This is a genomic window from Pectobacterium carotovorum, assembly GCF_033898505.1.
In the GTDB taxonomy this organism is placed as follows: Bacteria; Pseudomonadota; Gammaproteobacteria; order Enterobacterales; family Enterobacteriaceae; genus Pectobacterium; species Pectobacterium carotovorum_J.
Map to the genome: position 1 here is coordinate 562,105 of NZ_JAXAFK010000001.1, position 25,799 is coordinate 587,903.

The 25,799-nt window shown below is 55.2% G+C and carries 24 protein-coding genes; 13 read left to right on the plus strand and 11 right to left on the minus strand.

Annotated elements, in window-relative coordinates; all coding sequences use genetic code 11:
* Positions 1-10 precede the first annotated feature (10 nt).
* The 7 genes from R9X49_RS02405 to kdpF form a co-directional block, all read right to left on the minus strand.
* The gene (locus R9X49_RS02405; RefSeq protein ID WP_010309405.1) at positions 11-439 is read right to left on the minus strand and encodes an EamA family transporter; all 429 of its coding nucleotides are present in this window, start codon (positions 437-439) and stop codon (positions 11-13) included.
* Positions 440-521: 82 nt separating this feature from the next.
* Positions 522-1,202 carry a two-component system response regulator KdpE gene (gene kdpE, locus R9X49_RS02410; RefSeq protein ID WP_319847066.1) on the minus strand — a complete coding sequence of 227 codons (681 nt, stop codon included), beginning with the start codon at positions 1,200-1,202 and terminating at the stop codon, positions 522-524.
* A 5-nt stretch (positions 1,203-1,207) separates the two neighbouring features.
* Entirely contained in the window at positions 1,208-3,970 is a 2,763-nt protein-coding gene (gene kdpD, locus R9X49_RS02415) for a two-component system sensor histidine kinase KdpD (RefSeq protein ID WP_319847067.1), read from the minus strand.
* Between the two features lie 102 nt (positions 3,971-4,072).
* Entirely contained in the window at positions 4,073-4,648 is a 576-nt protein-coding gene (kdpC, locus tag R9X49_RS02420; RefSeq protein ID WP_319847068.1) for a potassium-transporting ATPase subunit KdpC, read from the minus strand.
* 19 nt (positions 4,649-4,667) lie between these two features.
* Complete coding sequence (gene kdpB / locus R9X49_RS02425; RefSeq protein ID WP_319847069.1) at positions 4,668-6,812, minus strand: potassium-transporting ATPase subunit KdpB; 2,145 nt, start codon at positions 6,810-6,812, stop codon at positions 4,668-4,670.
* A 15-nt stretch (positions 6,813-6,827) separates the two neighbouring features.
* Entirely contained in the window at positions 6,828-8,516 is a 1,689-nt protein-coding gene (kdpA, locus tag R9X49_RS02430; protein WP_319847070.1) for a potassium-transporting ATPase subunit KdpA, read from the minus strand.
* The gene (gene kdpF, locus R9X49_RS02435) at positions 8,516-8,605 is read right to left on the minus strand and encodes a K(+)-transporting ATPase subunit F (RefSeq protein WP_014914657.1); all 90 of its coding nucleotides are present in this window, start codon (positions 8,603-8,605) and stop codon (positions 8,516-8,518) included. The genes kdpA and kdpF overlap by 1 nt, the downstream gene beginning before the upstream one ends.
* A 422-nt stretch (positions 8,606-9,027) precedes the next feature.
* Here kdpF and R9X49_RS02440 point away from each other — a divergent pair, with 422 nt between their 5' ends.
* The gene (locus R9X49_RS02440) at positions 9,028-9,234 is read left to right on the plus strand and encodes a YbfA family protein (RefSeq protein ID WP_010299142.1); all 207 of its coding nucleotides are present in this window, start codon (positions 9,028-9,030) and stop codon (positions 9,232-9,234) included.
* Positions 9,235-9,389: 155 nt separating this feature from the next.
* On the opposite strand, the gene R9X49_RS02445 is transcribed toward R9X49_RS02440, so the two are convergent.
* From R9X49_RS02445 to R9X49_RS02455, 3 genes are all read right to left on the minus strand, one after another.
* A complete protein-coding gene (locus tag R9X49_RS02445) occupies positions 9,390-11,045 on the minus strand; it encodes an iron ABC transporter permease (protein WP_319847071.1) in 1,656 nt (551 codons plus the stop codon).
* 199 nt (positions 11,046-11,244) lie between these two features.
* Complete coding sequence (locus R9X49_RS02450; protein WP_319847072.1) at positions 11,245-12,225, minus strand: ABC transporter substrate-binding protein; 981 nt, start codon at positions 12,223-12,225, stop codon at positions 11,245-11,247.
* Positions 12,226-12,242: 17 nt separating this feature from the next.
* Positions 12,243-12,935, minus strand: a complete 693-nt coding sequence (locus R9X49_RS02455; protein WP_319848565.1) for an ABC transporter ATP-binding protein — start codon at positions 12,933-12,935, stop codon at positions 12,243-12,245.
* A 413-nt stretch (positions 12,936-13,348) separates the two neighbouring features.
* Here R9X49_RS02455 and R9X49_RS02460 point away from each other — a divergent pair, with 413 nt between their 5' ends.
* From R9X49_RS02460 to nei, 8 genes are all read left to right on the plus strand, one after another.
* The gene (locus R9X49_RS02460; protein ID WP_319847073.1) at positions 13,349-14,308 is read left to right on the plus strand and encodes a 2-thiouracil desulfurase family protein; all 960 of its coding nucleotides are present in this window, start codon (positions 13,349-13,351) and stop codon (positions 14,306-14,308) included.
* Between the two features lie 21 nt (positions 14,309-14,329).
* On the plus strand, positions 14,330-15,823 hold the full coding sequence (phrB, locus tag R9X49_RS02465; RefSeq protein ID WP_319847074.1) for a deoxyribodipyrimidine photo-lyase: 1,494 nt from the start codon (positions 14,330-14,332) through the stop codon (positions 15,821-15,823).
* Positions 15,816-16,559 carry a type 2 GTP cyclohydrolase I gene (locus tag R9X49_RS02470; RefSeq protein ID WP_319847075.1) on the plus strand — a complete coding sequence of 248 codons (744 nt, stop codon included), beginning with the start codon at positions 15,816-15,818 and terminating at the stop codon, positions 16,557-16,559. The genes phrB and R9X49_RS02470 overlap by 8 nt, the downstream gene beginning before the upstream one ends.
* A gap of 156 nt (positions 16,560-16,715) precedes the next feature.
* Complete coding sequence (gene pxpB, locus R9X49_RS02475; RefSeq protein WP_319847076.1) at positions 16,716-17,372, plus strand: 5-oxoprolinase subunit PxpB; 657 nt, start codon at positions 16,716-16,718, stop codon at positions 17,370-17,372.
* The gene (pxpC, locus tag R9X49_RS02480; RefSeq protein WP_319847077.1) at positions 17,366-18,310 is read left to right on the plus strand and encodes a 5-oxoprolinase subunit PxpC; all 945 of its coding nucleotides are present in this window, start codon (positions 17,366-17,368) and stop codon (positions 18,308-18,310) included. Before pxpB ends, pxpC begins: the two co-directional genes overlap by 7 nt.
* Positions 18,300-19,037, plus strand: a complete 738-nt coding sequence (gene pxpA, locus R9X49_RS02485; protein WP_319847078.1) for a 5-oxoprolinase subunit PxpA — start codon at positions 18,300-18,302, stop codon at positions 19,035-19,037. The genes pxpC and pxpA overlap by 11 nt, the downstream gene beginning before the upstream one ends.
* 30 nt (positions 19,038-19,067) lie before the next feature.
* Positions 19,068-19,715: a pyroglutamyl-peptidase I gene (gene pcp / locus R9X49_RS02490; RefSeq protein ID WP_319847079.1), complete on the plus strand. Its 648-nt coding sequence runs from the start codon at positions 19,068-19,070 to the stop codon at positions 19,713-19,715.
* A 43-nt stretch (positions 19,716-19,758) separates the two neighbouring features.
* Positions 19,759-20,550: an endonuclease VIII gene (nei, locus tag R9X49_RS02495; RefSeq protein WP_319847080.1), complete on the plus strand. Its 792-nt coding sequence runs from the start codon at positions 19,759-19,761 to the stop codon at positions 20,548-20,550.
* A 70-nt stretch (positions 20,551-20,620) separates the two neighbouring features.
* Here nei and R9X49_RS02500 read toward each other — a convergent pair whose 3' ends face one another.
* The gene (locus R9X49_RS02500) at positions 20,621-21,907 is read right to left on the minus strand and encodes a citrate synthase (protein ID WP_319847081.1); all 1,287 of its coding nucleotides are present in this window, start codon (positions 21,905-21,907) and stop codon (positions 20,621-20,623) included.
* Between the two features lie 651 nt (positions 21,908-22,558).
* Here R9X49_RS02500 and sdhC point away from each other — a divergent pair.
* From sdhC to R9X49_RS02520, 4 genes are read left to right on the plus strand one after another with little or no spacing between them, the layout of a single operon-like run.
* Complete coding sequence (gene sdhC, locus R9X49_RS02505) at positions 22,559-22,948, plus strand: succinate dehydrogenase cytochrome b556 subunit (RefSeq protein ID WP_015839512.1); 390 nt, start codon at positions 22,559-22,561, stop codon at positions 22,946-22,948.
* Positions 22,942-23,289 (plus strand): succinate dehydrogenase membrane anchor subunit, encoded by a 348-nt coding sequence (sdhD, locus tag R9X49_RS02510; protein WP_010284997.1) that lies wholly within the window; start codon positions 22,942-22,944, stop codon positions 23,287-23,289. The genes sdhC and sdhD overlap by 7 nt, the downstream gene beginning before the upstream one ends.
* Positions 23,289-25,055, plus strand: a complete 1,767-nt coding sequence (sdhA, locus tag R9X49_RS02515) for a succinate dehydrogenase flavoprotein subunit (RefSeq protein ID WP_319847082.1) — start codon at positions 23,289-23,291, stop codon at positions 25,053-25,055. The genes sdhD and sdhA overlap by 1 nt, the downstream gene beginning before the upstream one ends.
* 16 nt (positions 25,056-25,071) lie before the next feature.
* On the plus strand, positions 25,072-25,788 hold the full coding sequence (locus tag R9X49_RS02520; RefSeq protein ID WP_319847083.1) for a succinate dehydrogenase iron-sulfur subunit: 717 nt from the start codon (positions 25,072-25,074) through the stop codon (positions 25,786-25,788).
* The last annotated feature ends 11 nt before the right edge of the window (positions 25,789-25,799 follow it).

The window sequence follows — 25,799 nt, forward strand, 5'->3', positions numbered from 1 at the left end:
CAGAACGCCTTTATCCCAGTGCGACCAGCAGCGCTCCCACGGAAATCAGCGCCACGCCGGCTCCCGCCATCAGCGAAATCTTTTCTCCCAGCAGAATGACTGCCAGCACGACAGCAAAAACCACGCTGAGCTTATCGATCGGGGCGACCTGGGCGACGTTACCGTTCTTCAATGCGACAAAGTAAAACAGCCATGACAGCGCCCCCGCGACGCCGCTGAGCACGATAAACAACAACGCTTTTTTATTGGCAACAACCTCACCGACCAGCGCCAGCTTGCCTTGTGCGACCACCACTCCCACCAGAAAAAGTGCCATGATGACGGCACGAATTGCGGTCGCCGTATTGGCGTCCAGATTTTGCAGACCAATCTTGCCAAATATCGCGACCATCGCGGCGCACACAGCAGACAGCAAGGCGTAAATTAACCAACTACTCATGACGGCGTATTCCTGAAGAAAAGACAGGCGCGTACCGCGGGAAACATTCTCTACGGACGTCGCCTGATACAGAAAGATGATTTTACGGCATAAAACGATAACCGATAGCGGTTTCAGTCAAGAGATGGCGTGGTCTTGCCGGATCGCTTTCCAGCTTCTGGCGCAAGTGCCCCATATAAATGCGCAGATAGTGGCTGTGCTCGACGGCGTTCGGCCCCCAAACCTGCGTCAGTAGCTGGCGTTGCGTTAGCACTTTGCCTGGGTTAGCGAGGAGTGTGGCTAACAGACGAAATTCGATGGGCGTCAGGTGCAGTTCCTGACCGTCACGATTCACCTGCCGATTGAGTAAATCCACGGTGATCGTACCGAAGCTCACCAGCGGCGTTTCCTGCTGTGTGTTGCTGTGGCGACGCAGCGCGACGCGCAATCGTGCTAACAGTTCGCCGATGCCGAACGGCTTCGTCAGATAATCATCGGCACCGGCATCCAGCGCGTCTATTTTATCCTGCTCGTCGGCACGGGCAGACAGCACAATCACGGGCAGGTTGCTCCACTGACGTAAATCGCGAATGTAGTCGATACCGTCGCCGTCCGGCAGGCCCAAATCGAGAATAATCAGATCGGGTTTGCGCGTGGCCGCTTCCAGCAAGCCGCGCTGCATCGTTTCGGCGTCAAACACGCGGCAGCCTTCGCCCTCCAGCGCCTGACGAACAAAACGACGGATCTCTTTTTCATCTTCAACGATTAGAATAGTGGCCTGCAATGGATTCAGTGCTCCTCAATATCTTCTGGTTCGAGATCCGGCGGTGTCGACAGCGGTAAGGTGAAATGGAAAGCGGCACCGCCGTTTTTCGCATTGGCTGCCCAAATACGGCCACCGTGAATTTCCACAATTGCTTGACAGATTGCCAGCCCCAGCCCTACGCCGGGAATCGATGACTCTTTGTGACCACGGGAAAATTTATCAAAAATCATGCTTTCCTGACCGATTTCAATCCCCGGGCCATTATCCTGCACGATGATTTCCAGCACGCTTTCCTGCGCATCGTGCTGCGGGGCGGTGCTCTCTGCAATAAGGCTTGCTGGAATAATGCTTGCTGAAATCTCAATGGTGGCCTGCTCTCCGGCGTACTTCAGCGCATTCTCCAACAGGTTAATGAACACGCGTTCCACCAGCCCTGCATCACAATAAACCAGAACCATCTCATCAGGTAGATTAACCTGAATGGTGTTTTTCGCCAGCGCGCTTTCCAACTGCTGTAGGGCGCTGCCGATAAGCTCCTCCGGTGTTTGCCACTCTTTGCGCAGGTTAAAGCCATCCGACTGAATACGCGCCATATCGAGCAGATTATTCACCAGCCGTGTGGTGTTTAAAATATGCTGGCGGATCTGGTTGGCCTGCTGGGCATAGGGCGACCCTTCGCTTGCCAGATTCAACGTCAGAATCTCGGCCTGACCAAAAAGTACGGTCAGCGGCGTGCGGAGATCGTGCGAAAGCGCGGCGAGCAGCGAGTTACGCAACTGTTCGCGCTCGGCATCCAGCCGGGCATTTTCCGTACTTTGCATCAGGTGCAGACGCTCCAGCGCGTTGGCGATCAGCACGGTAAAGGTTTCCAGCAGGCGTTGCTGTTCGGGGATCATCAGCTGGCGGGCGTTATTGGGCTCGATTGCCAACACGCCGAAGATTTGCTGTGTGGTGGCGAGCGGCAGGATCTGATACGACACGCCGGGCAGGGTCGTCGTTCCCGCTCCGGCCGGCGCGCGATGATCGAAGCTCCAGCGGGCGATAGCATGATCGACAATCAACTGCTGACCGTCTCGCGCAGGCTGTGCGAGTTCCGGCGAGGTATGGTGCAGGCTATCGGCGAGCAGAACTGCGATCCTGGCCTGAAACGTCGTGCTGAGAAAATGCTGGCTGGCTTCGACAATATCAGTGCTGGACAGGCTGCGGTTCAGCGCCTTGGACATCTCGTACAGATGGCGCACGCGCTGCTCACGATAACGGGCGACTCTGGCCTGATAGCGTACACCTGCGGTCAGATTACCGACCAGCAGGCCGACGCCGAGCATCACGGCAAAGGTGACCAGATATTGCGCATCCGACACGGCAAACGTGCCGCGCGGCAGAATAAAGAAGAGATCGAAACTGGCGACGTTGATGACGGCGGCGAACACCGACGGCCAGCGGCCAAAGAAGAGCGCAACAATCACCACGGCCAGCAGATAAATCATCACCAGATTGACCGGTTCCAGCATGGCAAACGGCGACCACGAGGCGAGTAGGGTGATCAAGGCGCACAGCAGCGTGGCGAGCCCGCAGCCAAACAGCTGCATACGCCATTTTTCTACCAGCCCGCGCGCATCGGGCGTTTTAATCGGCGCGGCTGGCACGTCGTCCTGCACGGCGACTACAACCAGATCGAGATCCGGCCCCAGTCGGCCGAGCCGTTCGGCAAAGCGAGTGCGCCACCACCAGCCGAAGCGCTGCTCTACGTGGCGACCAATGACGATCTTGCCGAGGTTGTGCTCACGCGCGTAGCGCAGGACGGCAAGCTCCTCGTCGGGTTCGGACAGCGTCACCGTTTCTGCCCCTAAATCCTGAGCCAGCTTGAGCGCCCGCAAGATGGCGCGCCGTTGCGGTTCAGGCAAGCGGTGCAGGCGCGGGGTTTCGACGTAAACGGCGTGCCAGGCGCTGCCTAACCGCGCTGCCAGTCGTGCCGCTGTTCGCACCAGTTTTTCATTACCCGTGCCGTGGCCGATGCATAACAGAATGGCATCGCGCGTATGCCAGACCTGCTCGCGCCCTTGTCCGGCACGCATGGCGCGCATTTGATCGTCAACCCGATCCGCCATGCGCCGCAGCGCCAGCTCGCGCAGGGCGATTAAATTGCCTTTGCGGAAAAAATTCTCGACGGCGCGCTCGGCCTGTAGCGGCAGATACACTTTGCCCTCATTCAGGCGCTGCCGCAGATCGTCCGGCGGCAAGTCCACCAGAATGACTTCGCTGGCCTGATCGAATATCGGGTCCGGTACGGTTTCTCGTACCCGAATCCCCGTAACGCCGCCGACCACATCGTTCAGGCTTTCCAGATGCTGAACATTTACCGTCGTAAAGACGTCGATACCGGCATCGAGCAGTTCCTGCACGTCCTGCCAGCGCTTGGGATGACGCGATCCGCTCACGTTGCTGTGCGCTAACTCGTCGATCAGAATCAGCGCCGGACAGCGTGCCAGCGCCGCATCCAGATCGAACTCGACAGTATGGCGACCATGGTGGCGAAAATGCTTGAGCGGCAGCAGCGGTAAACCCTCCAGCAGCGCAGCCGTTTCGCTGCGGCCGTGGGTCTCGACCACGCCGACAAGAATATCCAGCCCTTGTGCACGCAGCCGCTGGGCTTCCTGCAACATGGAATAGGTTTTTCCGACGCCCGCACAGGCGCCAAAAAAGATCTTCAGCTTGCCGCGCGGTGGCGCACCGACCTGAGCTAGCAGGCTATCGGGATCCGGGCGACGATCTTCACCGTCAATCATGTTCTATCCCTTATTAGCGCGGCCTGAACGATGGTCAGGCCGCAGCAAAGACGGCGGGGAGTCTGGCTCCCCGTATAGTCACTAATAATAACGCACTGTCGATTAAGGCAGAGGTTTTTCCTTATCCAGCGCCAGGTTCAGCAGCAAGACATTGACCGCCGGCTGCCCAATGAACGCGGGCTTACTCGTTTCGGTAAAGCGATCGATCAATTGCTGCACCTGCTGGAGCGACATTCCTCTGGCCTGCGCGATGTAGAGCGCCTGATAGCGTGCGGCTTCTGGGGAAATCTGCGGATCCAGCCCGCTGCCGGATGCCGTCAACAGTTCAGCAGGCACCGGCTGCTGATTGCCAACCAACTGATGCCAATGCGCGGCGCGTTCACCGATCTGTTTGTCCAGCGCTGGATTGCTGGCGGCTAGATTGCTACCGCCGGACGCCAGCGCGTTATAAGGCGCATCTGACGTGGCGGAAGGACGCCCCTGAAAATAGCCCGCTCGACTGAATGACTGCCCGATCAGGGATGACCCCACGGCGGTATTCTCACGGTAAATCAGCGATCCGTTTGCCTGTGTCGGGAACAGCCACTGTGCCAGCACCGTTGTCAGCAGCGGGTAGGCCAGACCGGTAAACAGCAGTAATAATAAGAATAAAAACAAAGAGGAACGTAAATAGCGCATAGCGTATACCCGTCAGTCCTTAAGCCAGATTCAGCCCAGTCAGCAACATATCAATAAGCTTGATACCGAGGAACGGCACCAGCAGCCCGCCAAGACCATAAATCCACAGATTGCGGCTTAATTGCGCCGCTGCGCTCATGGGGCGATAGCTAATCCCTTTGAGCGCCAGCGGGATCAGAAACACGATAATCAGCGCATTGAAGATCACCGCCGACAGCATAGCCGAGGTGGGGGAGTGCAACTGCATCACGTTTAACGCATTGAGCTGCGGGTAGGTGGCAGCAAAGGCGGCTGGGATAATGGCGAAATATTTCGCCACGTCGTTGGCGATACTGAACGTCGTCAGCGAGCCACGTGTCATCAGCATCTGCTTACCGATGTGCACCACTTCGATCAGCTTGGTTGGATTGGAGTCCAAATCAACCATGTTGCCTGCTTCTTTTGCTGCCTGCGTGCCGGAGTTCATGGCGACCGCGACATCGGCCTGCGCCAACGCGGGAGCATCGTTCGTGCCGTCGCCCGTCATCGCCACCAGTCTGCCTTCGGCCTGATACTGGCGAATCAGCGCCAGCTTGGTTTCCGGTGTGGCTTCCGCCAGAAAATCATCGACGCCGGCTTCTGCGGCAATCGCCGCTGCGGTGAGCGGATTGTCGCCGGTGATCATCACGGTTTTGATCCCCATACTGCGCAGCTCGGCAAAGCGTTCTTTGATGCCGCTTTTCACGATATCTTTCAGTTCCACCACGCCAAGCACGCGCTTGCCTTCTGCAACGACCAGCGGCGTCCCTCCGCTGCGTGCGACGTTGGAGACGGCTTCTTCGACCTGATGCGGGAAATCGCCATTGTTCGCTTCAATGTAGCGGCGCAGGGCATCGACGGCACCTTTACGAATGGTACGCTGACCAAAATTGACGCCGCTCATGCGTGTCTGCGCCGTAAAGGGAACAAAGGTGGCGTCCAGCGATGTGAGGTCCTGATCTGCCAGATCAAAACGCTGCTTCGCCAGCACTACGATGCTGCGGCCTTCAGGCGTTTCATCCGCCAGGGACGCGAGACGCGCGGCGTCAGCCAGCGCCTGTTCGGTCACACCCGGTGCGGGCAGGAAAGCCGAAGCCTGGCGGTTACCCAGCGTAATGGTGCCGGTTTTATCCAGCAGCAGAACGTCAATATCGCCCGCCGCCTCGACGGCACGCCCGCTGGTGGCAATCACGTTAGCGCCCAGCATCCGACTCATCCCTGCCACGCCGATAGCCGACAGCAGGCCGCCGATGGTGGTGGGGATCAGGCAGACGAGCAGGGCGACCAGTACGGTCACACCGACAACATCGCCGCTATTATTCGCCTGTACGCCGAACCAGGAGAACGGGTAGAGCGTGGCAGTGACCAGCAGGAAGATGAGCGTAAGCTCGATCAGCAGAATGGTCAGCGCGATTTCGTTCGGGGTTTTCCGACGCTGCGCCCCTTCGACCATGGCAATCATCCGGTCAAGGAACGTTTCGCCGGGATTGACGCTGCACTGAATCACCAGCCAGTCGGACAGCACGCGCGTGCCGCCGGTAACGGAAGCGAAATCGCCGCCGGACTCACGGATCACCGGTGCGGATTCTCCGGTGATGGCGCTTTCATCGACGGACGCGCCGCCTTCCAGCACCTCACCGTCGCACGGAATGGTTTCGCCCGCGCTCACCAGCACGATATCGCCCTTGCGCAGGCTATCGGCCGACACCGATTCCGAACTGGCATCGTGATGCGGTGCGGAGAGCTTGTTAGCCCAACTGGTTTTTTTGACGCCTTTCAGCGCGTTTGCCTGCGCTTTGCTGCGACCTTCCGCCAGCGCTTCGGCCATATTGGCGAACAAAACAGTAAACCACAGCCAGAGTGATACCAGCCCGGTAAACATGGCGTTCCCTTCCGTTTTACCGGCCAGAATAGCCAGCCAGACGAGGGTGGTCAGCATACTGCCGAGATACACCACGAACATGACCGGATTGCGCCACTGCACGCGCGGATCGAGTTTCTTCAACGCATCTTTCAGCGCCGAGCGGATTAATGTTCTATCAAACAGCGTTTGCTGTTTACGTTTGCCAACGTGGCGGGAAGCCTCGCCCTGCTGGGCGGAGGTCGGTTCCTGTGTTGCCTGATGATTCATCGTGTGACGAGTCATAAAAAGTCTCCAGCCTTAGTGAGTCAGGCCGAACTGTAAATGTTCAGCGACTGGCCCTAACGCCAGTGCAGGGATAAACGTCAGTGCGCCAATCAGCAGAACGATGGCGATGAGCATGCCGATAAACAGCGGACTGCGGGTGGACAATGAGCCTTTGCTTTCCGGCTGGCGCTTTTTCACAACCAGCGAACCAGCGATAGCCAGCACGGGCACCATGACGGCAAAGCGGCCCAGCAGCATGGCGACAGCGAGCAGAACGTTGTAGAACGGTGTGTTGACGCTCAGGCCAGCAAACGCGCTGCCGTTGTTGTTCGCGGCAGAGGACACGGCATAGAGCACTTCGCTAAAACCGTGTGCACCGGGGTTCAGAATGCCGCTACGTCCGGCTTCCGTACTCAGCGCCAGCGCCGTGCCGAGCAGCACTAACGCAGGGGGAATCAGAATCGCCAGCGCCGTCATCTTCATCTCGTAGACTTCGATCTTTTTGCCCAGATATTCCGGCGAGCGGCCAATCATCAGGCCGGCAATAAAGACGGTCAGAAGGACGAACAGCAGCATGCCGTACAGGCCAGAACCGACGCCACCGAACACCACTTCACCAATCTGCATCAACCACATGGGAACCATGCCGCCAAGCGCGGTGAAAGAGTCGTGCATCGCGTTCACCGCCCCCGTTGAGGTGGCCGTGGTGACAACGGCATACAGGCTGGACGTCAGAACGCCAAAACGCGTCTCTTTACCTTCCAGATTTGCGGTGCTGTCCGCGCCTAATGCCAGCAGATGCGGGTTACCGATGACCTCCATTTTCATCACCACGGCAGCTGCGACGATAAAAATTAGCCCCATGGCCCACAGCAGTGCATGGCCCTGACGGTTGTCACTGACGGCTTTACCAAAGGCGAAGCACAGCGCAGTAGGAATCAACAGGATCGCCAGCATTTGCACGATGTTGCTCAGCGCAGTCGGGTTTTCAAACGGGTGCGCCGAGTTGGCGCCAAAGAAACCGCCGCCGTTGGTGCCCAACAGTTTAATCGCTTCCTGTGAGGCAACCGGCCCCATCGGCAGCGTTTGGGCTGCACCGTCCAGCGTGGTCAAATGCTGATAAGGCAGCAGGTTTTGCAGCACGCCCTGGCTGACAAAAAACAGCGCCAGCAGCAGGGACAGTGGCAGCAGCACATACAGCGTGATACGAAACAGATCGAGCCACGCGTTGCCCAGCGTGTCGACGCAGCGACGGGAAAATGCCCGGATTAACGCGAAAGCGACGGCGATGCCGCTGGCGGCGGACAAGAAGTTTTGTACTGTTAGGCCAACCATCTGACTCAGATAGCTGAGCGTGTTTTCACCGCTGTAAGCCTGCCAGTTGGTGTTGGTGGCAAAGCTGATTGCCGTGTTTAACGCCAAATGCCACGACAGCCCCGGCATATTTTCTCGGTTAAGCGGCAGAACCCCCTGCGCCATTAACAGGACAAACAAGACGACAATGCCGATCAGGTTAAGCGTCAGAATAGCCGCCGCATACTGCTGCCAGCGCATCTCCGTCGTATCGAAAGCGAAAAGGCGTGCCGTTCCCGCTTCAAACTTTTGCAGGAACGCGCCCGTTTCGCCCTCAATCAGACGGGCCAGTCCGCTGCCCAGCGGCTGAGCGACGATCAGCACGGTAAGCAGCAGGCCAAAGATCAGTAGAAAAGCGTCAGCGGCCATCAGAATTCCTCCGCCTTCAACAAGGCATAAACCAGATAGACCAGTAACAGCAGCACGAGCAGGCCGCCTAAGACGATGCTAAGCGTCACAACACACCTCCAGAACAAAATAGACAGCGTCAGAGTAGGAAAACGCAGGAAAAGAAGGTGCAAATTTCCCGTATGTGGGCGTAAAAAAAGTATAAAAATGGGCTGAAAAGTAGACTGTCGGAGAGAGTAATGGGCTGCGGTGCCAACAACATCGTCTGCGGTGGGAAGCAGGTATTAAGAAAAGGGAATAAATTGATCCAATCTAAAAACCATAAATTAACTAATGGTAAGTTTATTTTTAACGTTATTGTAACTTAATGACGTGATGATGAAAAAACTGGCGATTATTTCATCTTTTACTGGTCAGATGAGTAGTAAACTTTCAGAAAAGGCGGTAAAATTTTAACCAATGTCACAGTTCTTATTTTATCGTTATGAAAAGCGCCGCTGAACAAGGGCGCTTATCCCAGAGGAGGATCGTTATGTCGCTTTATACTACTTATCCCTTGCACCGTATTCTCCTGCGTCGCGCCGCCGTGGTTGCCATCGGCGTACTGGCGTTACCGGTGATGCTGTTCCGCCGCGATCGGGCGCGTTTTTACAGCTATTTACACCGCGTCTGGCTGAAAACCAGCGATAAACCGGTATGGATGGCGCAGTCCGAAGCTGCCGCCTGCGATTTCTATTAAACCTATCGCAGCCAGGCTGCCATTGACCGCCCTGTGCGAGTCATGGTGACGCCAGTATTTTGCTACTGCATTTGCATACTGACGTCACCGGTTTAAAACAGTATGGCCATTCAACGGCAATCAATAAGCGTCATTTCCACTAGCGGATTTGGCGCTTATTTTGTTTTTAGCGCATGAAATCGTAACGCCAGCAACATCACCGATAAACTGATAAACACTGCAACGCTTGCCATCGCCATACCATCTCCGACGGAACCTTGTTCAAACTGACGCCAAACGAAAATAGACACCGTTTGCACGCCGGCAGGCGAAAGTAGGAGTGACGTCACCAGCTCGCGCGATGCAACGGCAAAGACCAGCATCATCGCTGCCAGCAGGCTGGGGAATACCAGCGGGAGAACAATGAATCGCAATGCCGCCATTGCGCTAGCGCCGTGAACGCGCGCCGCGGATTCCAGATTATTGCCGATTTGCGCGAGTGCCGCGCTGCTGTAGCGGACGGGATAGGGCAGCAGCAGGCAACTGTATGACAGCAGCAAAATCACCCAGGTGTTATAGGGCGTGATCGGCCAGAAGCTTTGGTTCCAGGCGAGTATCAATCCCACGCCGACAACAATGCCCGGCAGCGCGGCGGGTAGCATCGATAGCCCATCCAACACGGCCGCACCCCGAATACGCTTGGCGACCACAAACCACGCTGCGAGAAAGCCAACCGTTCCCGTCAGTAACGCACTGCCGACCGCCAGTCCCAGGCTGGTCGTCAACGCGGGTAGCGCTTCGTTTTCGTAATCAACCAACATAGTGAAGTGTTGCCAGGTTAAATTTTGCCAGGAAATCGCGCTGGACATCGTGGCAGAAAACGCCGTAATCAGCATGGACGCCAGTGGAATCCCTACGGCCAGCAGCCCGACGGTGCTAAACAGTATTAATACCGGCCAGCGCCATACTCCTAACGGACGAGTCACAATGGCGGCGGGTTTACCTGTGGTCGTTTCCACATTGCTACCGGTGACAATCGCCCGTTGCAGGGTAAATGCACAGAGCGCGATAGCAACCAATAGCAAAGACAGCACCGCTGAACCGGATAGGTCGATAGGCCAGTCCGCCAGACGCTGCTCGATATTTGTCGTCAATACCTGAACACCGGCACGCGATCCCAGTGCTGCGGGAATGCCGTACTCCTCGATCGCCAGCGTAAAGGCGAGCAGCAGGCTGGCTGCGGTTGCAGGTAGTGACAATGGCAGCGTGACCCGCAGAAATGCCTGCCAGCCGCTGGCACCGTGAACGCGAGCGACATCCGCCAGGCGATTTCCGCTTGCGGCCATACTGCGTGAAACGGCGAAATAGACGACTGGGAAAATGTTCAGCGTCATTACGCCAATCATACCGGGCAGTGAAAACAGCGCTTCTCCCAGTTGAATAGGCAATAGCTGCTCGGCATAACCTCGTGGCTGTAGCGCCAGCATCCACGACAGCCCGGCGATATAAGGTGGGATCAGGAATGGGATGAGAAACAGTAAATCCCAAAATCTTGCCAGTGGGAGCGCAAAGAGCCCGCGTAACGCACCAAGTGGAATAGCAATGACCGCACAGCACAGAGCAACACCCAGCCCAAGCAGCAGCGTATTTTTCAACAGGGCGAATAGCCGCGCCTGAGCAAAGATGTCTGCAAAGGCCGAGAACGGGTTCGCAAGGGAACCTGAACCCAAATTCGGGAAAATTGCCTGTAGCACAACGAACAATACGGGAATGCCAACCAGCGTAAAAAGTACCGCCACCGTAAGCAGTGGCAGTAAAGTAAACTTGTTCATCCAATACTCCAGCCTTGCTGACGGTCGCCAGCAAGGCATTATCGATACTCGTTATACTTCAAGCTGTATGAGCACTCACTGGGTTGCTCAATCCCTCCGTGGATTTATGCATTTTTGCTCAAGAATATCGTGTGATGTAAAACGCGAACGTGTTGCCCTACAGCTCAAACTATCCTGGGTATGTCATGACTGAACAGGCTTAGCGCTGACCAAATAAGGCCGCAAAGCGATCGAGAACGGCAGCACGGGAAGCTGAGGCGCTATCGCCTTCCGGCAGCAACGTCAGGTTCTTAAACAGAGGACGCTTGGCATCAACGTCCTGACGTGCAGGCATCAACCAGGCTTCAGCCACGGCTTTTTGGCCTTCAGGCGACAACATATAGTTGATGAAGTCTTTTGCCTGCTGCTGGTTTTTGCTGCTTTTCAGGATCATCATCGGACGAGGGGCAATGACGGTGCCGCTGGAAGGGAAAATGACTTTAATGGATTCGCCAGACTCCATGCTGCCGTAAGAAACGTAGTCTACAGCTCCGAAGACGGCGGCTTTCGCCCCTTGCAGCACGGGCGTTAATGCCTGGGCGTTCGGGCCTGCGATGATCATGCCGTTGGCTTTTAAGCGATCGAACATGTCCCAGGCTTTATCTTTTTCCGCATTTTGCAAACCAATCAGCAGATCGAGTGAAGCACCGGACAGCGCGGGATCTGGCGTGGTGACTTTATCTTTAAATTCAGGCTTGGTGAGGTCGTTCCAGTCTTTGGGTTCTGGCGTGCCGCTCTTGCTGTTCCACACAATACCCAGCGCGGAAATGCCCTGTGCCACGTAGAAAGGGGTTTTGAACTGTGCAGGTACGGTTGCCGCATTCGGGCTATCAAATTCCAACAGCCAGCCGCGCTGCTGCAAATCTGTCGCCGTATCCCAGGAGGCAGAAATCAGGACATCGGCACGTGGGTTAGCCTGCTCGGCTTCCAGTCTGGCCATGACTTTACCGGTTGTTGCCTGAAAGACATCGACTTTCACGCCGGTCTGCTTTTCATAACCCGCAGCCAGTTTTTTTGCCAGTGCTCCCGGTCCGGCGGTGTACAACGTCAGGGCCTGTGCGCTGCTTGCTACCGCTGCTAATGAGAGAGCTATACCCATAATGATGCCTCGTTGATTCATGGTAAACAGTGTGTTTTTCATTGCATTTTTCCCCAAAGTTAAAGTGTGGTGATATCAGTAATGTGGCCTTGCGACATGTGAACAATACGATGCGCCAGTATGTTGGCTTCGCCTCTGTCGTGGGTGACATACACGGCGGTGGTACCAAGATGGCGTAAGAGCGATGCCATCTCCTGACAAAGCGATTCACGTAGATCCCGGTCGAGATTGGATAGCGGTTCATCGAAGAGCAGGATGTTCGGCTCCGCGATAATGGCGCGCGCCAGCGCGACTCGCTGTTGCTGACCGCCGGATAAATCGGCCGGTTTGCGATCGCCAAAATCAGCCAGACCGACGCGTGCTAGCGTGACTTCAACGCGTTGGCGGCAGAGATCGCGTGGAACCTTTCTCATCAGCAGTGGAAACCCGACGTTTTGTGCAACGGTCATATGTGGCCAAAGCGCATAATCCTGAAAGACCATGCCCAGATTGCGCTGCTCTGGCGGCAGGGATAGCTGATGACCGGCAACCTGACGATCGCCAAAATGAATGGTGCCCGCGTCCGGCTGTAACAGACCGGCCAGCAGTTTTAGCAATGTGCTTTTGCCGCAGCCGGAAGGCCCCAGCAAGGCCAGAATGGTGCCTTTTGGTACATTGAGGCTGATAGCGTCGAGCACCGTTTTCCCTGCGAAAGCATGGGACAGGTTGTCGATCGCAATCGCGGCGGGCGTGGTGAGTTCAGCGGTGGTCATCATCACCTCCGTGCAATAACGGGAGGCGATATCCATTTTGATATCGGTGGATCGGACGGGTGCTTTCGGGCTGCCTGGTTAAAGGGCATAGGAAAGCGTCCCGCCAGTAAAGCAGGGGAAAAAACATGGGGTATCCTCTTTGGGACTCTATATCGGAATGGGGATTGTAATGGGGGAATAAGGCTATTTGATGACAGACGAAAAGATGCCAGCGGCGCGCGTTTTTGATAGGCATTTTGGCCGCAGAGAAAACCGCCTTATTTGAGCGATATAATCCATCAATCTCATGATTTATTACTTTATTCTTCGCTGCGACTGCACAGAATCGTGGTGAAATCCGCTATGCTGGTCAGAGGGTTTACAGAATGCGAACGTGCATACAGCTTGAAATATGACGGGTATAAGGATAAATCATGACGCTCGAACTCATCCCTGTTGGTATCAGCGCCTGTCTGCTCGGTAATCCCGTGCGGTTTGATGGCGGGCACAAGCGTCTGACGTTTGCCGTTGAACAACTGGCACCTTATTTTCGCTTTGAACCAGTCTGCCCGGAAATGGCGATTGGTCTACCGGTGCCGCGTCCGGCACTCAGGCTGGTGCGAGAAGGGGAAAGCCACATTACGCTGCGTGCCAGCAATGGTTCGCCGCTGGATGTCACCCAGCAGATGACGGTGTTTTCCTCTGACAAAGTCAGCCAGCTTCAGCACTTATGCGGTTATATCGTCTGCGCGAAATCGCCAAGCTGCGGTATGGAACGCGTGAAGGTTTACGATGAAGGGCAAAAGAATGCGCGTAAAAGCGGAGTCGGCCTGTTTACGCAGGAACTGATGCGACAAATGCCCTGGCTACCGGTTGAAGAAGATGGACGCTTGCACGATCCCGGCTTGCGGGAGAATTTTATTGAACGCGTTTATGCGCTACACGAACTGAATCAGCTATGGCAAGACGGGCTGAGCCGCGGCGCGCTCATTGCCTTTCATAGCCGCTATAAATTACTGCTGCTGGCGCATTCCCAGCCGGAATATCGCGAACTGGGGCCGTTTGTTGCGGGAATCGATAAATGGGAATCGCTGGAAGATTACATTGTTGAATACCGGAAACGGCTCATGAAGCTGCTGTCGACGCCTGCGACGCGGCGCAATCACACCAATGTGCTGATGCACGTGCAGGGCTATTTCCGGCGTCAGCTTAATTCTCAACAGCGGCAGGAGCTGGCGCAGCTCATCGATCGCTATCGGCAAGGTTTGCAGCCGCTATTGGCGCCTATCACGCTGCTGAAACATTACATGGCGGAATACCCCGATGCGTATCTGGCTCAGCAGCGTTACTTTGAGCCGTACCCGGAGGCATTACGCCTGCGTTACGGACACTAGTTTGACCGCCCGAGGAGTTTCATGACCACGCATGCCGTTACACATCACGCCGTTACACATGTAGTCTGGCTGCGCAACGACCTGCGCATTACCGATAATCTGGCGCTGTACGCGGCCTGTCAGGATCCGAACGCCAGCGTGCTGGCGGTTTTTATCGCGACGCCTGCGCAGTGGGAAAAGCACGATATGGCATCGCGTCAGGCGGCCTTTCTGCTGGAAAACCTGACCTCGGTGCAGCATGCGCTGGCCGAGAAAGGGATCCCGCTGCATTACCATGAATGTGCTGACTTTGCGGCATCGGTTGACTGGCTGGTGCAATTTTGTGCGCAGCAGCAGGCCACCGACCTTTTCTACAATTATCAGTATGAAATTAACGAGCGGCTGCGTGATAAGCAGGTAAAGGATTGGCTGGCAGATAGCGTGGTTTGTCACGGCTATCATGACAGCCTGTTGCTGCCACCGGGCAGCGTGCTGACGGGCAACGGCGAGATGTATAAAGTGTTTACGCCATTTCGTCAGGCCTTTATCAAACGGCTGTTGGAGGCGGAGACGACGTGCGTACCGGCACCGGACGCGCGCGGTGAGCCGCTCAATAACATGGCGGCACTGACGCCGTTCAGCTATCCGCAGCGCGACGTGGATAGCGACGATTTCCCCTGTGGCGAACGTGCGGCGTTGCAGCAACTGCGCCGTTTTTGCCGCGAACAGGTACAGGATTACGACCAGCAGCGGGATTTCCCCGCGCTGCCCGGCACCAGCAAACTTTCTCCGTATCTGGCACTTGGGATAGTATCGCCGCGCCAATGTTTTAATCGTCTGCGCGCTGAGTGCCCGGATATGCTGGAACGGCGTGAAGGCGGGGCATTTACCTGGTTTAACGAGCTGGTCTGGCGTGAATTTTACCGCCACCTGATTGTGTCCTGGCCGCAGCTGTGTAAACACCGACCGTTCACCGCGTGGACGCAGTGGGTGAAATGGCGAGAATCGCCGGAGGATTTAGCCGCCTGGCAGCAGGGTAAAACCGGCTACCCGATCGTGGATGCGGCGATGCGTCAACTGAATGAAACGGGGTGGATGCACAATCGCCTGCGTATGATCTGCGCCAGTTTTCTCGTCAAAGATTTGCTGATCGATTGGCGCGAAGGCGAACGCTACTTTATGTCGCAACTGCTGGATGGCGATCTGGCGGCGAATAACGGCGGCTGGCAGTGGGCCGCGTCGACTGGCACCGATGCTGCACCTTATTTTCGTATTTTTAACCCGACAACGCAGGGCGAGCGCTTCGATCCTGAAGGGCGGTTTATTCGTCACTGGCTGCCTGAGCTGGCCGCTGTGCCGGATAAAGATATTCATCAGCCCCATCGGTGGGCTGACAAACAACATCATCAGCTGAACTATCCGCTGCCAATCGTCGATCATAAAACCGCGCGTCAGAGCACGCTGGCGGCGTTTGAAGCGGCAAAAAGTATCGGCATGGCGGATAACGATCGAGAAGAGAAAAGTAAGTATGCGTAATGTGGAACTGGAAAGAATCATTAATGAGAAACTGAACTCGGCGACGTTTCAGGACTATGCGCCGAACGGTTTACAGGTTGAGGGGCGTGCAGAAGTAAAACGTATTGTGACAGGCGTAACGGCTTCACAGGCGCTGCTGGATGCGGCGGTAGAAAAGCAGGCCGATGCCATTTTGGTGCACCACGGCTACTTCTGGAAAAACGAACCGCAGATTGTCTGCGGCATGAAGCGCAATCGGCTGAAAACGCTACTGGTCAATGATATCAATCTGTATGGCTATCATCTGCCGCTGGATGCACACCCTGAACTGGGGAATAACGCCCAGTTGGCGGCACTGCTTGAGATTCAGGTACAGGGAGCGATTGAGCCGCTGGTGCCGTATGGAGAGCTGGCGCAGCCCATGACGGCGGATGCCTTTTGCCGTCGTGTAGAAAAGCGGCTGGGGCGTACCGTGCTGCATTGTGGTGATAATGCACCGCAACAGATACAGCGCGTGGCCTGGTGTACCGGCGGTGGTCAGGGCTTTATTGAACAAGCGGCCCGATTTGGAGTCGATGCGTTTATTACCGGTGAAGTGTCTGAGCAAACCATCCACATCGCGCGCGAAATGGGGCTGCACTTCTTCGCTGCCGGGCACCATGCTACCGAGCGCGGCGGCATTCGAGCGCTGGGCGAGTGGCTGGCGGCACAGCACGGTTTTGATGTGACATTTATTGATATTCCTAACCCTGCGTGATGGGCTGAACGTCTCTGTATCGCACAGGAATGATGCCGCGTTTTTTATGTTGGCATTGTTGTTGCTTAGCTGTTGAGAAGAAAACGAATCGGTAAGCAACGCTAATCATTTAGCCATGTTCACCATGACGGATAAAACGCGATTCAGGAGGAAAGATTGCAACGAGCACGATGTTATCTTCTGGGCGAGAGAGCGGTCGTTCTGGAACTGGAACCGCCAATGTCGCTGGAGAGCCAGCAGCGGATATGGGGGCTTGCCGAGCGCCTGAACCACCATGAAGAGGTGCTGGAAGCGATTCCGGGCATGAACAACCTGACGGTGCTGCTGGCGAATCCGCAGCGGGTGGCGTTGGATGCGATTGAACGCTTGCAGCGCTGGTGGGAAGAGAGTGAATCGCTGGTGTTTGATCCACGTGATATCGACATTCCTGTTGTCTATGGCGGAGACGCGGGGCCGGATCTGGCGGAAGTTGCCGCTCACAGTGGCCTGACAGTGAGTCAGGTTGTGGAAGCACATGCAGCCGCACAGTATGTGGTCTACTTTTTGGGTTTTCAGCCTGGCTTTGCCTACCTCGGTGGGTTAAACGAGAAACTGCACATGCCGCGTCGGGCCGAACCGCGCCTGCGCGTGCCAGCAGGGTCGGTTGGGATTGGTGGGGCACAAACGGGGATTTATCCGCTGGCGACGCCGGGCGGCTGGCAACTGATTGGTCACACCTCGTTGAAATTGTTTAATCCACAAACGATGCCGCCCACGCTGTTGCGTCCTGGCGATAACGTTCGGTTTCTGCCACAGAAGGAGGGCGTATGCTGAAAGTTATCCATGCCGGATTGCATACTTCGGTGCAGGACGGCGGCCGTGTCGGTTTTCGCCGTTTGGGCATCAGCCAGTCAGGCGCGCTCGATCTGCCCGCCCTGAAGATGGCTAACCTGCTGGTGGGCAACGCGGAGAACGCTGCGGCGCTGGAAATTACGCTGGGCAAGTTTACCGCAACATTCACTACCGCCTGTTGGGTAGCGCTGACTGGTGCAGATTGTCATGCCGATCTGGATGGTAAACCGCTCTGGACAGGCTGGCGTTTCGCCGTGAAGCCGGGACAAACGTTAAAAATGCGTATGCCGCGTAATGGAATGCGCAGCTATCTGGCCCTGTCCGGTGGCGTGGATGTGCCAGAGGCGCTCGGTTCACGCAGTACCGATTTGAAAGCGGGTTTTGGTGGTTTTAATGGACGTTTGCTGATGGATGGCGATGAGCTTCCGCTGGGTACGCCGACTCGTGAATTGACGCGGGAAGTCGGCATTAAGCAGCTGTTGTTCAGCAACCGCGTGCGGGCATTGCCGGGGCCGGAGTATCAGGAATTCAGCGAAGAGATGCAGGAGCTGTTCTGGCGAACCTCCTGGCAGTTGAGCCCGCAAAGTAACCGCATGGGCTACCGTTTGCTGGGCGCTGAGCTACAGCGTTCCGCCTTGTCAGGCAACAAGCCGCGTGAACTGCCGTCACATGGGCTGCTGCCGGGCGTCGTACAGATTCCGCATAATGGTCACCCTATCGTACTGCTGGCGGATGCGCAGACAACCGGCGGTTATCCGCGTATGGCGACGGTAATCGAGGCGGATTTATTCCATCTGGCGCAAATCCGGCTCGGTGAGCCGATACACTTTATTCACTGTACCCAGGCACAGGCGCAAAAAGCGGGCGAAGAACAGCGACGTTACCTCGAACAACTGGCGTGGAGGCTGCATGATTATTGATCTGAATGCCGATCTGGGCGAGGGGGGGGAGAACGACGAAGCGCTGCTGAAGCTGGTGACCTCTGCCAATATTGCCTGCGGATTTCATGCTGGCGACGCGCAAACCATGCGTCAGTCAGTGCGTTGGGGAATCGGCTATGGTGTTGCGCTTGGCGCTCACCCGAGTTTTCCCGATCGTGAAAATTTTGGCCGTAAGGCGATGAATGTGCCTGCGGAAATTGTCTTCGCACAGATGGTGTACCAGCTTGGCGCACTCAGCGCGATTGTCGCTGCTGAAGGGGGCACGCTGTCGCACGTAAAGCCCCACGGCATGCTTTACAATCAGGCTGCATGTGAACCAGCGCTGGCTGATGCGATAGCCAAGGCGGTGAAGGTCGTCAATCCCGCGCTGCGTCTGGTCGGGCTGGCTGGAAGCGAATTAATTCGTGCCGGGCAACGGCTGGGGCTGGAAACGCGTCAGGAAGTGTTTGCCGATCGCTGTTATCTGCCTGACGGAACGCTAGTGCCGCGCACTCAGGCGGGGTCGCTGATTAACAGCGATGAGCTGGCGCTGGCGCAGACGCTGGAAATGATTCAGCGCCAACGGGTCAGGGCAATCGACGGTTCCTGGGTTAATGTGCAGGCGGATACCGTGTGTATTCATGGCGATGGACAACATGCGCTGCTGTTTGCCCGCAAATTGCGCAGCTGCTTTAACGAGCACCAGATAACGGTTGCTGCGGCATAATCATTATTTTTTGTAGGACGGGGATAACCGATGAAAACCGTTTTGATTACGGCGTTTGAACCTTTTGAGGGTGAAGCGATTAATCCCTCATGGGAAGCGGTAAAAGTGCTTCACCAGCGGGAAGTCGGCGGCGCACGCGTGGTCGCCTGCCGTTTATCTTGTGTTTTTGATGTGTCGCTGGAACAGCTTTACCGTGCCATCGCGGAATGGCAACCGGAAGTGGTGATTGCGGTGGGGCAGGCGGGCGGTCGCGCTGATATTTCTGTCGAACGCGTGGCGATTAATATTAATGATGCCCGCATTGCCGATAACCGAGGCAACCAACCGATTGACACGCCCGTAGTCGAAAAGGGGCCAGCGGCGTATTTCTCGACGCTGCCGGTGAAAGCGTTGGTGCAGGCGTTACGTGTGGCGGGCATTCCTGCCTCGGTATCGCAAACTGCGGGGACGTTTGTCTGTAACCATGTGATGTACGGGCTTTTACATCACCTGCACCAACAGGGCGATGTGGTGCGCGGCGGGTTCGTTCACATCCCCTATTCGCCGGAACAGGCTGCGCGACATCCCGGTGAACCGAGCATGCCTACGCCGCTCGTGACGGCGGCGCTGGAAGTGATGATCAAGCAGTCGCTGGTGCAGCAGGTGGATGTGGCGGTGACGGGTGGCGCGCTGCATTAGAGTGATTAATCGCGCAATATGTCTGAATTTCAGGGAGTAAGGTATGCCGGAAGGACCGGAAATTCGCCGGGCGGCCGATAAGCTGGTTGAGGCCGTTGTGGGAAAAACGCTGACGCGAGTCTGGTTTGCGTTTCCAGAACTGAAGCCATACGAAGCAGAATTGGTCGGGCAGCAGGTCAGGCAGATTGAAACGCGCGGAAAAGCGCTGCTGACCTATTTTAGCAACGATCGGGTGCTGTATAGCCACAACCAGCTGTATGGCGTGTGGCGAGTCGTAAATGCTGGTGAGTCGCCGGAAACGAAGCGGGATTTGCGCGTCCGGCTGGAAACGCAGGATCGCGCCATTCTGCTTTATAGCGCGTCCGATATTGAAATGCTGACGCAGGAGACGCTCTCGACGCATCCTTTCCTGCAACGTGTTGGCCCTGATGTCTTGGATCTCTCACTGACACAGGAACAGGTGTATGAGCGTCTGTTATTACCGCGCTTTCGCCGTCGCCAGTTTAGTGGGCTGCTGTTGGATCAGGCATTTCTTGCGGGACTAGGGAATTACCTGCGCGTCGAGATTCTCTGGCAGGCACAGCTGGCGCCGCAACATACAGCAGCACAGCTGAATGAGGACCAGTTGCAGACGTTAAGTCAGGCGCTGCTGGAGATTCCCCGATTGTCCTACAACACGCGCGGCACCGTTGATGAAAATCGACATCACGGGGCGATTTTTTCGTTCAAGGTTTTCCATCGTGAAGGGGAACGCTGTGAGCGCTGCGGTGGAATCATCGAAAGAACCATGCTGTCATCACGCCCATTCTATTGGTGCCCGGGTTGCCAGAAGTAGTCGAAATACCGGTCTGAAACAACAAAGGCCGGATACTATATCCGGCCTTTTCGTGTAGATACTGAATGGATTAATCGTGTTTCAGATTGGATGCGAAGTCACGTTTGTCATAGCCAGTATACAGCTGACGCGGACGGGCAATCTTGATGCCGTCGTCGTGCATTTCGTTCCAGTGCGCAATCCAGCCCACGGTACGCGCCATCGCGAAGATAACGGTGAACATGGAAGACGGAATACCCATCGCTTTCAGGATGATACCGGAGTAGAAGTCCACGTTCGGGTACAGTTTCTTCTCAATGAAGTACGGGTCGTTCAGCGCGATATGTTCCAGCTCCATCGCCACTTCCAGCAGGTCATCTTTTCTACCCAACTCTTTCAACACTTCATGGCAGGTTTCACGCATGACGGTAGCGCGCGGGTCGTGGTTTTTGTACACACGGTGACCGAAGCCCATCAGACGGAAGGAGTCGTTCTTGTCTTTTGCACGCTCGATAAACGCAGGAATGTGTTCCACGCTGCTGATTTCTTCCAGCATACGCAGACAGGCTTCGTTCGCGCCACCGTGCGCCGGTCCCCACAGCGAGGCGATCCCCGCGGCGATACAGGCAAACGGGTTCGCACCAGACGAGCCAGCGGTACGGACGGTAGAGGTTGAAGCGTTTTGTTCGTGATCGGCATGCAGGATCAGAATACGGTCCATGGCGCGTTCCAGCACCGGATTCACAACATATTCTTCACAAGGCGTAGAGAACATCATGTGCAGGAAGTTACCCGCGTAGGACAGGTTGTTTTTCGGATAAACAAACGGCTGACCCAGTGAATATTTGTAGCACATTGCTGCGACGGTCGGCATTTTGGACAGCAGGCGATAGGCCGCGATTTCACGGTGGCGCTCAATGTTAATGTCCAGTGAATCGTGGTAGAACGCCGCCAGCGCGCCAGTCACGCCGCACAATACGGCCATTGGGTGTGAATCGCGACGGAAACCGTGGAACAGACGGGTAATCTGCTCATGGATCATGGTGTGGCGAGTCACGGTCGTCTTGAAGGTTTCATACTGTTCTACCGTCGGGACTTCACCGAACAGCAGGATGTAACACACTTCAAGATAATTAGATTTTTCAGCCAGTTGGGCAATCGGGAAGCCGCGGTGCAGCAGAATGCCTTCGTCACCGTCGATATAGGTAATCTTTGATTCGCAAGATGCAGTAGAGGTAAAACCGGGGTCAAATGTGAAGTAACCTTTGGAACCGAGGGGACGAATATCAATCTCATCATGTCCTAGTGTGCCGGATAGGACATTTAGCTCAATTGGTTCTTTACCTTCTAGAGTAAGTGTTGCTTTTTTATCAGCCATTTACAGTCTCCTTAGCGCTTTAATTTTAAAAATTTTCACTGAAGAAATACCGTCATGCCTGTGCACCGGCAAGAATAATGGCCGGTGAAACTCTGTCGTGACACAGTCGTCAAATAGGGTACAGAGTAAGGCGGATCGCCGCATTCAGGATGAAAAATTCGTTCTCCAGGTAATTAACGATATTCAGATAATGAGTTGTGCTCTGAATAGATTCTAGTCATTACCTATGACTTTTACGTGGACTCTCTCCACTGTTACATAAGTTACGCCAGTGTGGAAGTGTCGCCGTGTGCTTTAACACATCATAAGGAACTCAATCCCCTAGTTGTAATTGAAATGTTGAACTTTTGTCAAATCAGATAATTAATTTTATATAAATTGTGAAATTCGTGATCTAAATCACTGTTCGGGGCAAATGTCACCAAACAGTTTGTATGGGAATTGTAATAGGAATGTGAAGGACCTATACTGCCGCCAGGTCTCCGGAATCACCCTGCAGTAGGAGCACCCAGTATGAAAGGATCATGCGCTGTTTAGACACCGGAATGTCGATGTTTGAGCGCGTATCGTAAACCCACTCTTCAGGGCTGCAACTTTCATACTGTCTGACCTCACATCAGGCCCGGAGGAAGAAACAATAATAAAAGCTGTGTGGGCAAATCCGTGAAAAAACAAAGACCTGTCAATCTGGAATTGCAGACGATCCAGTTTCCCGTTACTGCGATAGCATCTATTCTTCACCGCGTCTCCGGCGTTATCACCTTTGTCGCTGTCGGTATTTTACTGTGGCTGTTGGGCACTTCTCTTTCTTCAGAGGAAGGGTTCCTGCGCGCTGCGGAAATTATGGATAGCTTCATCGTTAAATTTATCGTTTGGGGCATCCTCGTTGCGTTGGCTTATCACATTGTTGGTGGTTTACGTCATCTCTTGATGGATTTTGGCTATATAGAAGAAGACCTTGCCGCAGGTAAGCGTTCTGCAAATATCTCCTTTATTATTACTGTCGTGCTTTCAATTCTGGCTGGAGTCCTCGTATGGTAAGCAATGCTTCTGCGTTAGGACGCAATGGCGTACACGATTGGTTACTGATTCGCGCTTCCGCCATCGTCATTGTTCTGTATGTAATTTATATCATTGGTTTTATTGCTACGGCTGGCGATATCACGTATGAAATCTGGCGTGGTTTCTTCGCGATGGCTCTCACCAAAGTATTCACACTGCTAACGTTATTTTCCATTCTGGTTCATGCCTGGATAGGGATGTGGCAAGTGCTGACCGACTACATTAAACCGCTGGCCTTACGCCTGACTTTACAGTTGGCGATTGTCGTGGCGCTGTTGGTGTACGTCATTTATGGAACTATTGTGGTGTGGGGTGCGTGATGAATTTGCCAGTCAGAGAATTTGATGCAGTGGTTGTTGGTGCGGGTGGCGCAGGTATGCGTGCCGCGCTGCAAATCTCCCAAATGGGCCTGTCCTGTGCCCTGTTATCGAAAGTGTTCCCAACCCGTTCCCATACAGTATCTGCGCAGGGCGGTATTACCGTTGCGCTGGGTAACACCCATGAAGATAACTGGGAATGGCACATGTATGACACCGTAAAAGGGTCAGACTACATTGGCGATCAGGACGCGATTGAATATATGTGTAAAACCGGCCCGGAAGCGATTCTGGAACTGGAACACATGGGTTTACCGTTCTCCCGTCTGGACGATGGCAGCATTTATCAGCGTCCGTTCGGCGGTCAGTCCAAGAATTTTGGCGGCGAGCAGGCCGCGCGTACCGCAGCCGCAGCTGACCGTACTGGCCATGCGCTGCTGCATACGCTGTATCAGCAGAACCTGAAAAACCATACGACCATTTTCTCCGAGTGGTACGCCCTCGATCTGGTGAAGAATCAGGATGGCGCGGTTGTCGGCTGTACGGCGATCTGTATCGAAACCGGTGAAGTTGTCTATTTCAAAGCCAAAGCGACCGTACTGGCGACGGGTGGTGCGGGCCGTATCTACCAGTCTACGACCAACGCCCACATTAATACAGGTGATGGCGTGGGCATGGCATTGCGTGCCGGCGTTCCGTTGCAGGATATGGAAATGTGGCAGTTCCACCCGACCGGTATTGCTGGCGCGGGTGTGCTGGTAACCGAAGGCTGCCGTGGTGAAGGCGGCTACCTGCTGAACAAGCACGGTGAACGTTTCATGGAACGCTATGCGCCGAACGCGAAGGATCTGGCGGGGCGTGACGTGGTTGCGCGTTCCATCATGATCGAAATTCGTGAAGGCCGCGGCTGTGAAGGTCCGTGGGGACCTCATGCCAAGCTGAAGCTGGATCATCTGGGTAAAGACGTTCTGGAATCCCGTCTGCCGGGTATTTTGGAACTGTCCCGTACGTTTGCTCACGTCGATCCGGTGAAAGAGCCGATTCCGGTTATCCCAACTTGCCACTACATGATGGGCGGTATTCCGACCAAAGTGAGCGGTCAGGCGTTGACGGTGAATGAGAAAGGCGAAGATGTGGTGATTCCAGGGCTGTTCGCCGTGGGTGAAATTGCCTGCGTATCGGTGCATGGTGCCAACCGTCTGGGCGGTAACTCGCTGCTCGACCTGGTGGTATTCGGTCGCTCGGCGGGTATTCACCTGCAAGAGTCTCTGGAAGAGCAGGGCGCCAGCCGTGATGCCAGCGATTCCGATATTGAAGCATCGCTCGATCGTCTGAACCGCTGGAACAATACCCGTTCAGGGGAAGATCCGGTTGAAATCCGTAAAGCGCTGCAATCCTGTATGCAGAATAACTTCTCGGTCTTCCGCGAAGGCGATGCGATGGCGAAAGGGTTGGAAGAGCTGAAAGTGATCCGCGAACGCCTGAAAAATGCGCGTCTGGATGACACGTCAAGCGAGTTCAACACCCAGCGTATCGAGTGTCTGGAGCTGGATAACCTGATGGAAACCGCCTATGCGACAGCGGTATCCGCCAACTTCCGTACCGAAAGCCGTGGCGCGCATAGTCGTTTCGACTACCCAGAGCGTGACGATGAGAATTGGCTGTGCCATTCGTTGTATCTGCCGCAAACCGACAGCATGACGCGCCGCGAGGTGAACATGCAGCCTAAACTGCGTCCGGCGTTCCCGCCGAAAGTACGTACTTATTAATTGCGGAGATCAAACGATGAAACTCGAATTTTCTATTTATCGTTACAACCCGGATGTTGATGATGCTCCGCGGATGCAGGATTACCAGTTGGAAGCGGAAGAAGGCCGCGACATGATGCTGCTGGATGCGCTGATGTTGCTGAAAGAGCAGGACCCGACGCTGTCATTCCGTCGTTCCTGCCGTGAAGGCGTCTGCGGTTCCGACGGCGTTAACATGAACGGCAAAAACGGGTTGGCCTGTATTACGCCAGTTTCTGCGTTACGTCGCGGAAACAGCAAAATTGTTATCCGTCCTTTACCTGGATTACCGGTTGTTCGTGATTTGGTAGTGGACATGGGACAGTTCTATGCCCAATATGAGAAAATAAAGCCTTACCTGTTGAATAATGGGAAAAATCCGCCGGCGCGTGAGCATCTGCAATCGCCTGAACAACGTGCCAAGCTGGATGGGTTGTATGAATGCATCATGTGCGCCTGCTGTTCAACGTCTTGCCCGTCGTTCTGGTGGAACCCGGACAAGTTTGTTGGGCCTGCGGGGCTGCTGGCGGCTTACCGTTTCCTGATCGACAGCCGCGATACGGAAACCAAGCCACGACTGGACGAGTTGGACGATGCGTTCAGCGTCTTCCGCTGCCACGGCATCATGAACTGCGTCAACGTGTGTCCGAAAGGGCTGAACCCGACCAAGGCTATCGGCCATATTAAATCGATGCTGTTGCACCGCAGCGCGTAACGGATAGTCAG

Excerpts from the sequence above, each read along its gene's own strand:
- R9X49_RS02405 (WP_010309405.1), bottom strand. The coding sequence starts at position 439 with ATGAGTAGTTGGTTAATTTACGCCTTGCTGTCTGCTGTGTGCGCCGCG.
- kdpD (WP_319847067.1), bottom strand. The coding sequence starts at position 3,970 with ATGATTGACGGTGAAGATCGTCGCCCGGATCCCGATAGCCTGCTAGCT.
- kdpC (WP_319847068.1), bottom strand. The coding sequence starts at position 4,648 with ATGCGCTATTTACGTTCCTCTTTGTTTTTATTCTTATTATTACTGCTG.
- kdpB (WP_319847069.1), bottom strand. The coding sequence starts at position 6,812 with ATGACTCGTCACACGATGAATCATCAGGCAACACAGGAACCGACCTCC.
- kdpA (WP_319847070.1), bottom strand. The coding sequence starts at position 8,516 with ATGGCCGCTGACGCTTTTCTACTGATCTTTGGCCTGCTGCTTACCGTG.
- R9X49_RS02440 (WP_010299142.1), top strand. The coding sequence starts at position 9,028 with ATGTCGCTTTATACTACTTATCCCTTGCACCGTATTCTCCTGCGTCGC.
- R9X49_RS02445 (WP_319847071.1), bottom strand. The coding sequence starts at position 11,045 with ATGAACAAGTTTACTTTACTGCCACTGCTTACGGTGGCGGTACTTTTT.
- R9X49_RS02450 (WP_319847072.1), bottom strand. The coding sequence starts at position 12,225 with ATGAAAAACACACTGTTTACCATGAATCAACGAGGCATCATTATGGGT.
- R9X49_RS02455 (WP_319848565.1), bottom strand. The coding sequence starts at position 12,935 with ATGACCACCGCTGAACTCACCACGCCCGCCGCGATTGCGATCGACAAC.
- R9X49_RS02460 (WP_319847073.1), top strand. The coding sequence starts at position 13,349 with ATGACGCTCGAACTCATCCCTGTTGGTATCAGCGCCTGTCTGCTCGGT.
- phrB (WP_319847074.1), top strand. The coding sequence starts at position 14,330 with ATGACCACGCATGCCGTTACACATCACGCCGTTACACATGTAGTCTGG.
- R9X49_RS02470 (WP_319847075.1), top strand. The coding sequence starts at position 15,816 with ATGCGTAATGTGGAACTGGAAAGAATCATTAATGAGAAACTGAACTCG.
- pxpC (WP_319847077.1), top strand. The coding sequence starts at position 17,366 with ATGCTGAAAGTTATCCATGCCGGATTGCATACTTCGGTGCAGGACGGC.
- pxpA (WP_319847078.1), top strand. The coding sequence starts at position 18,300 with ATGATTATTGATCTGAATGCCGATCTGGGCGAGGGGGGGGAGAACGAC.
- pcp (WP_319847079.1), top strand. The coding sequence starts at position 19,068 with ATGAAAACCGTTTTGATTACGGCGTTTGAACCTTTTGAGGGTGAAGCG.
- nei (WP_319847080.1), top strand. The coding sequence starts at position 19,759 with ATGCCGGAAGGACCGGAAATTCGCCGGGCGGCCGATAAGCTGGTTGAG.
- R9X49_RS02500 (WP_319847081.1), bottom strand. The coding sequence starts at position 21,907 with ATGGCTGATAAAAAAGCAACACTTACTCTAGAAGGTAAAGAACCAATT.
- sdhD (WP_010284997.1), top strand. The coding sequence starts at position 22,942 with ATGGTAAGCAATGCTTCTGCGTTAGGACGCAATGGCGTACACGATTGG.
- sdhA (WP_319847082.1), top strand. The coding sequence starts at position 23,289 with ATGAATTTGCCAGTCAGAGAATTTGATGCAGTGGTTGTTGGTGCGGGT.
- R9X49_RS02520 (WP_319847083.1), top strand. The coding sequence starts at position 25,072 with ATGAAACTCGAATTTTCTATTTATCGTTACAACCCGGATGTTGATGAT.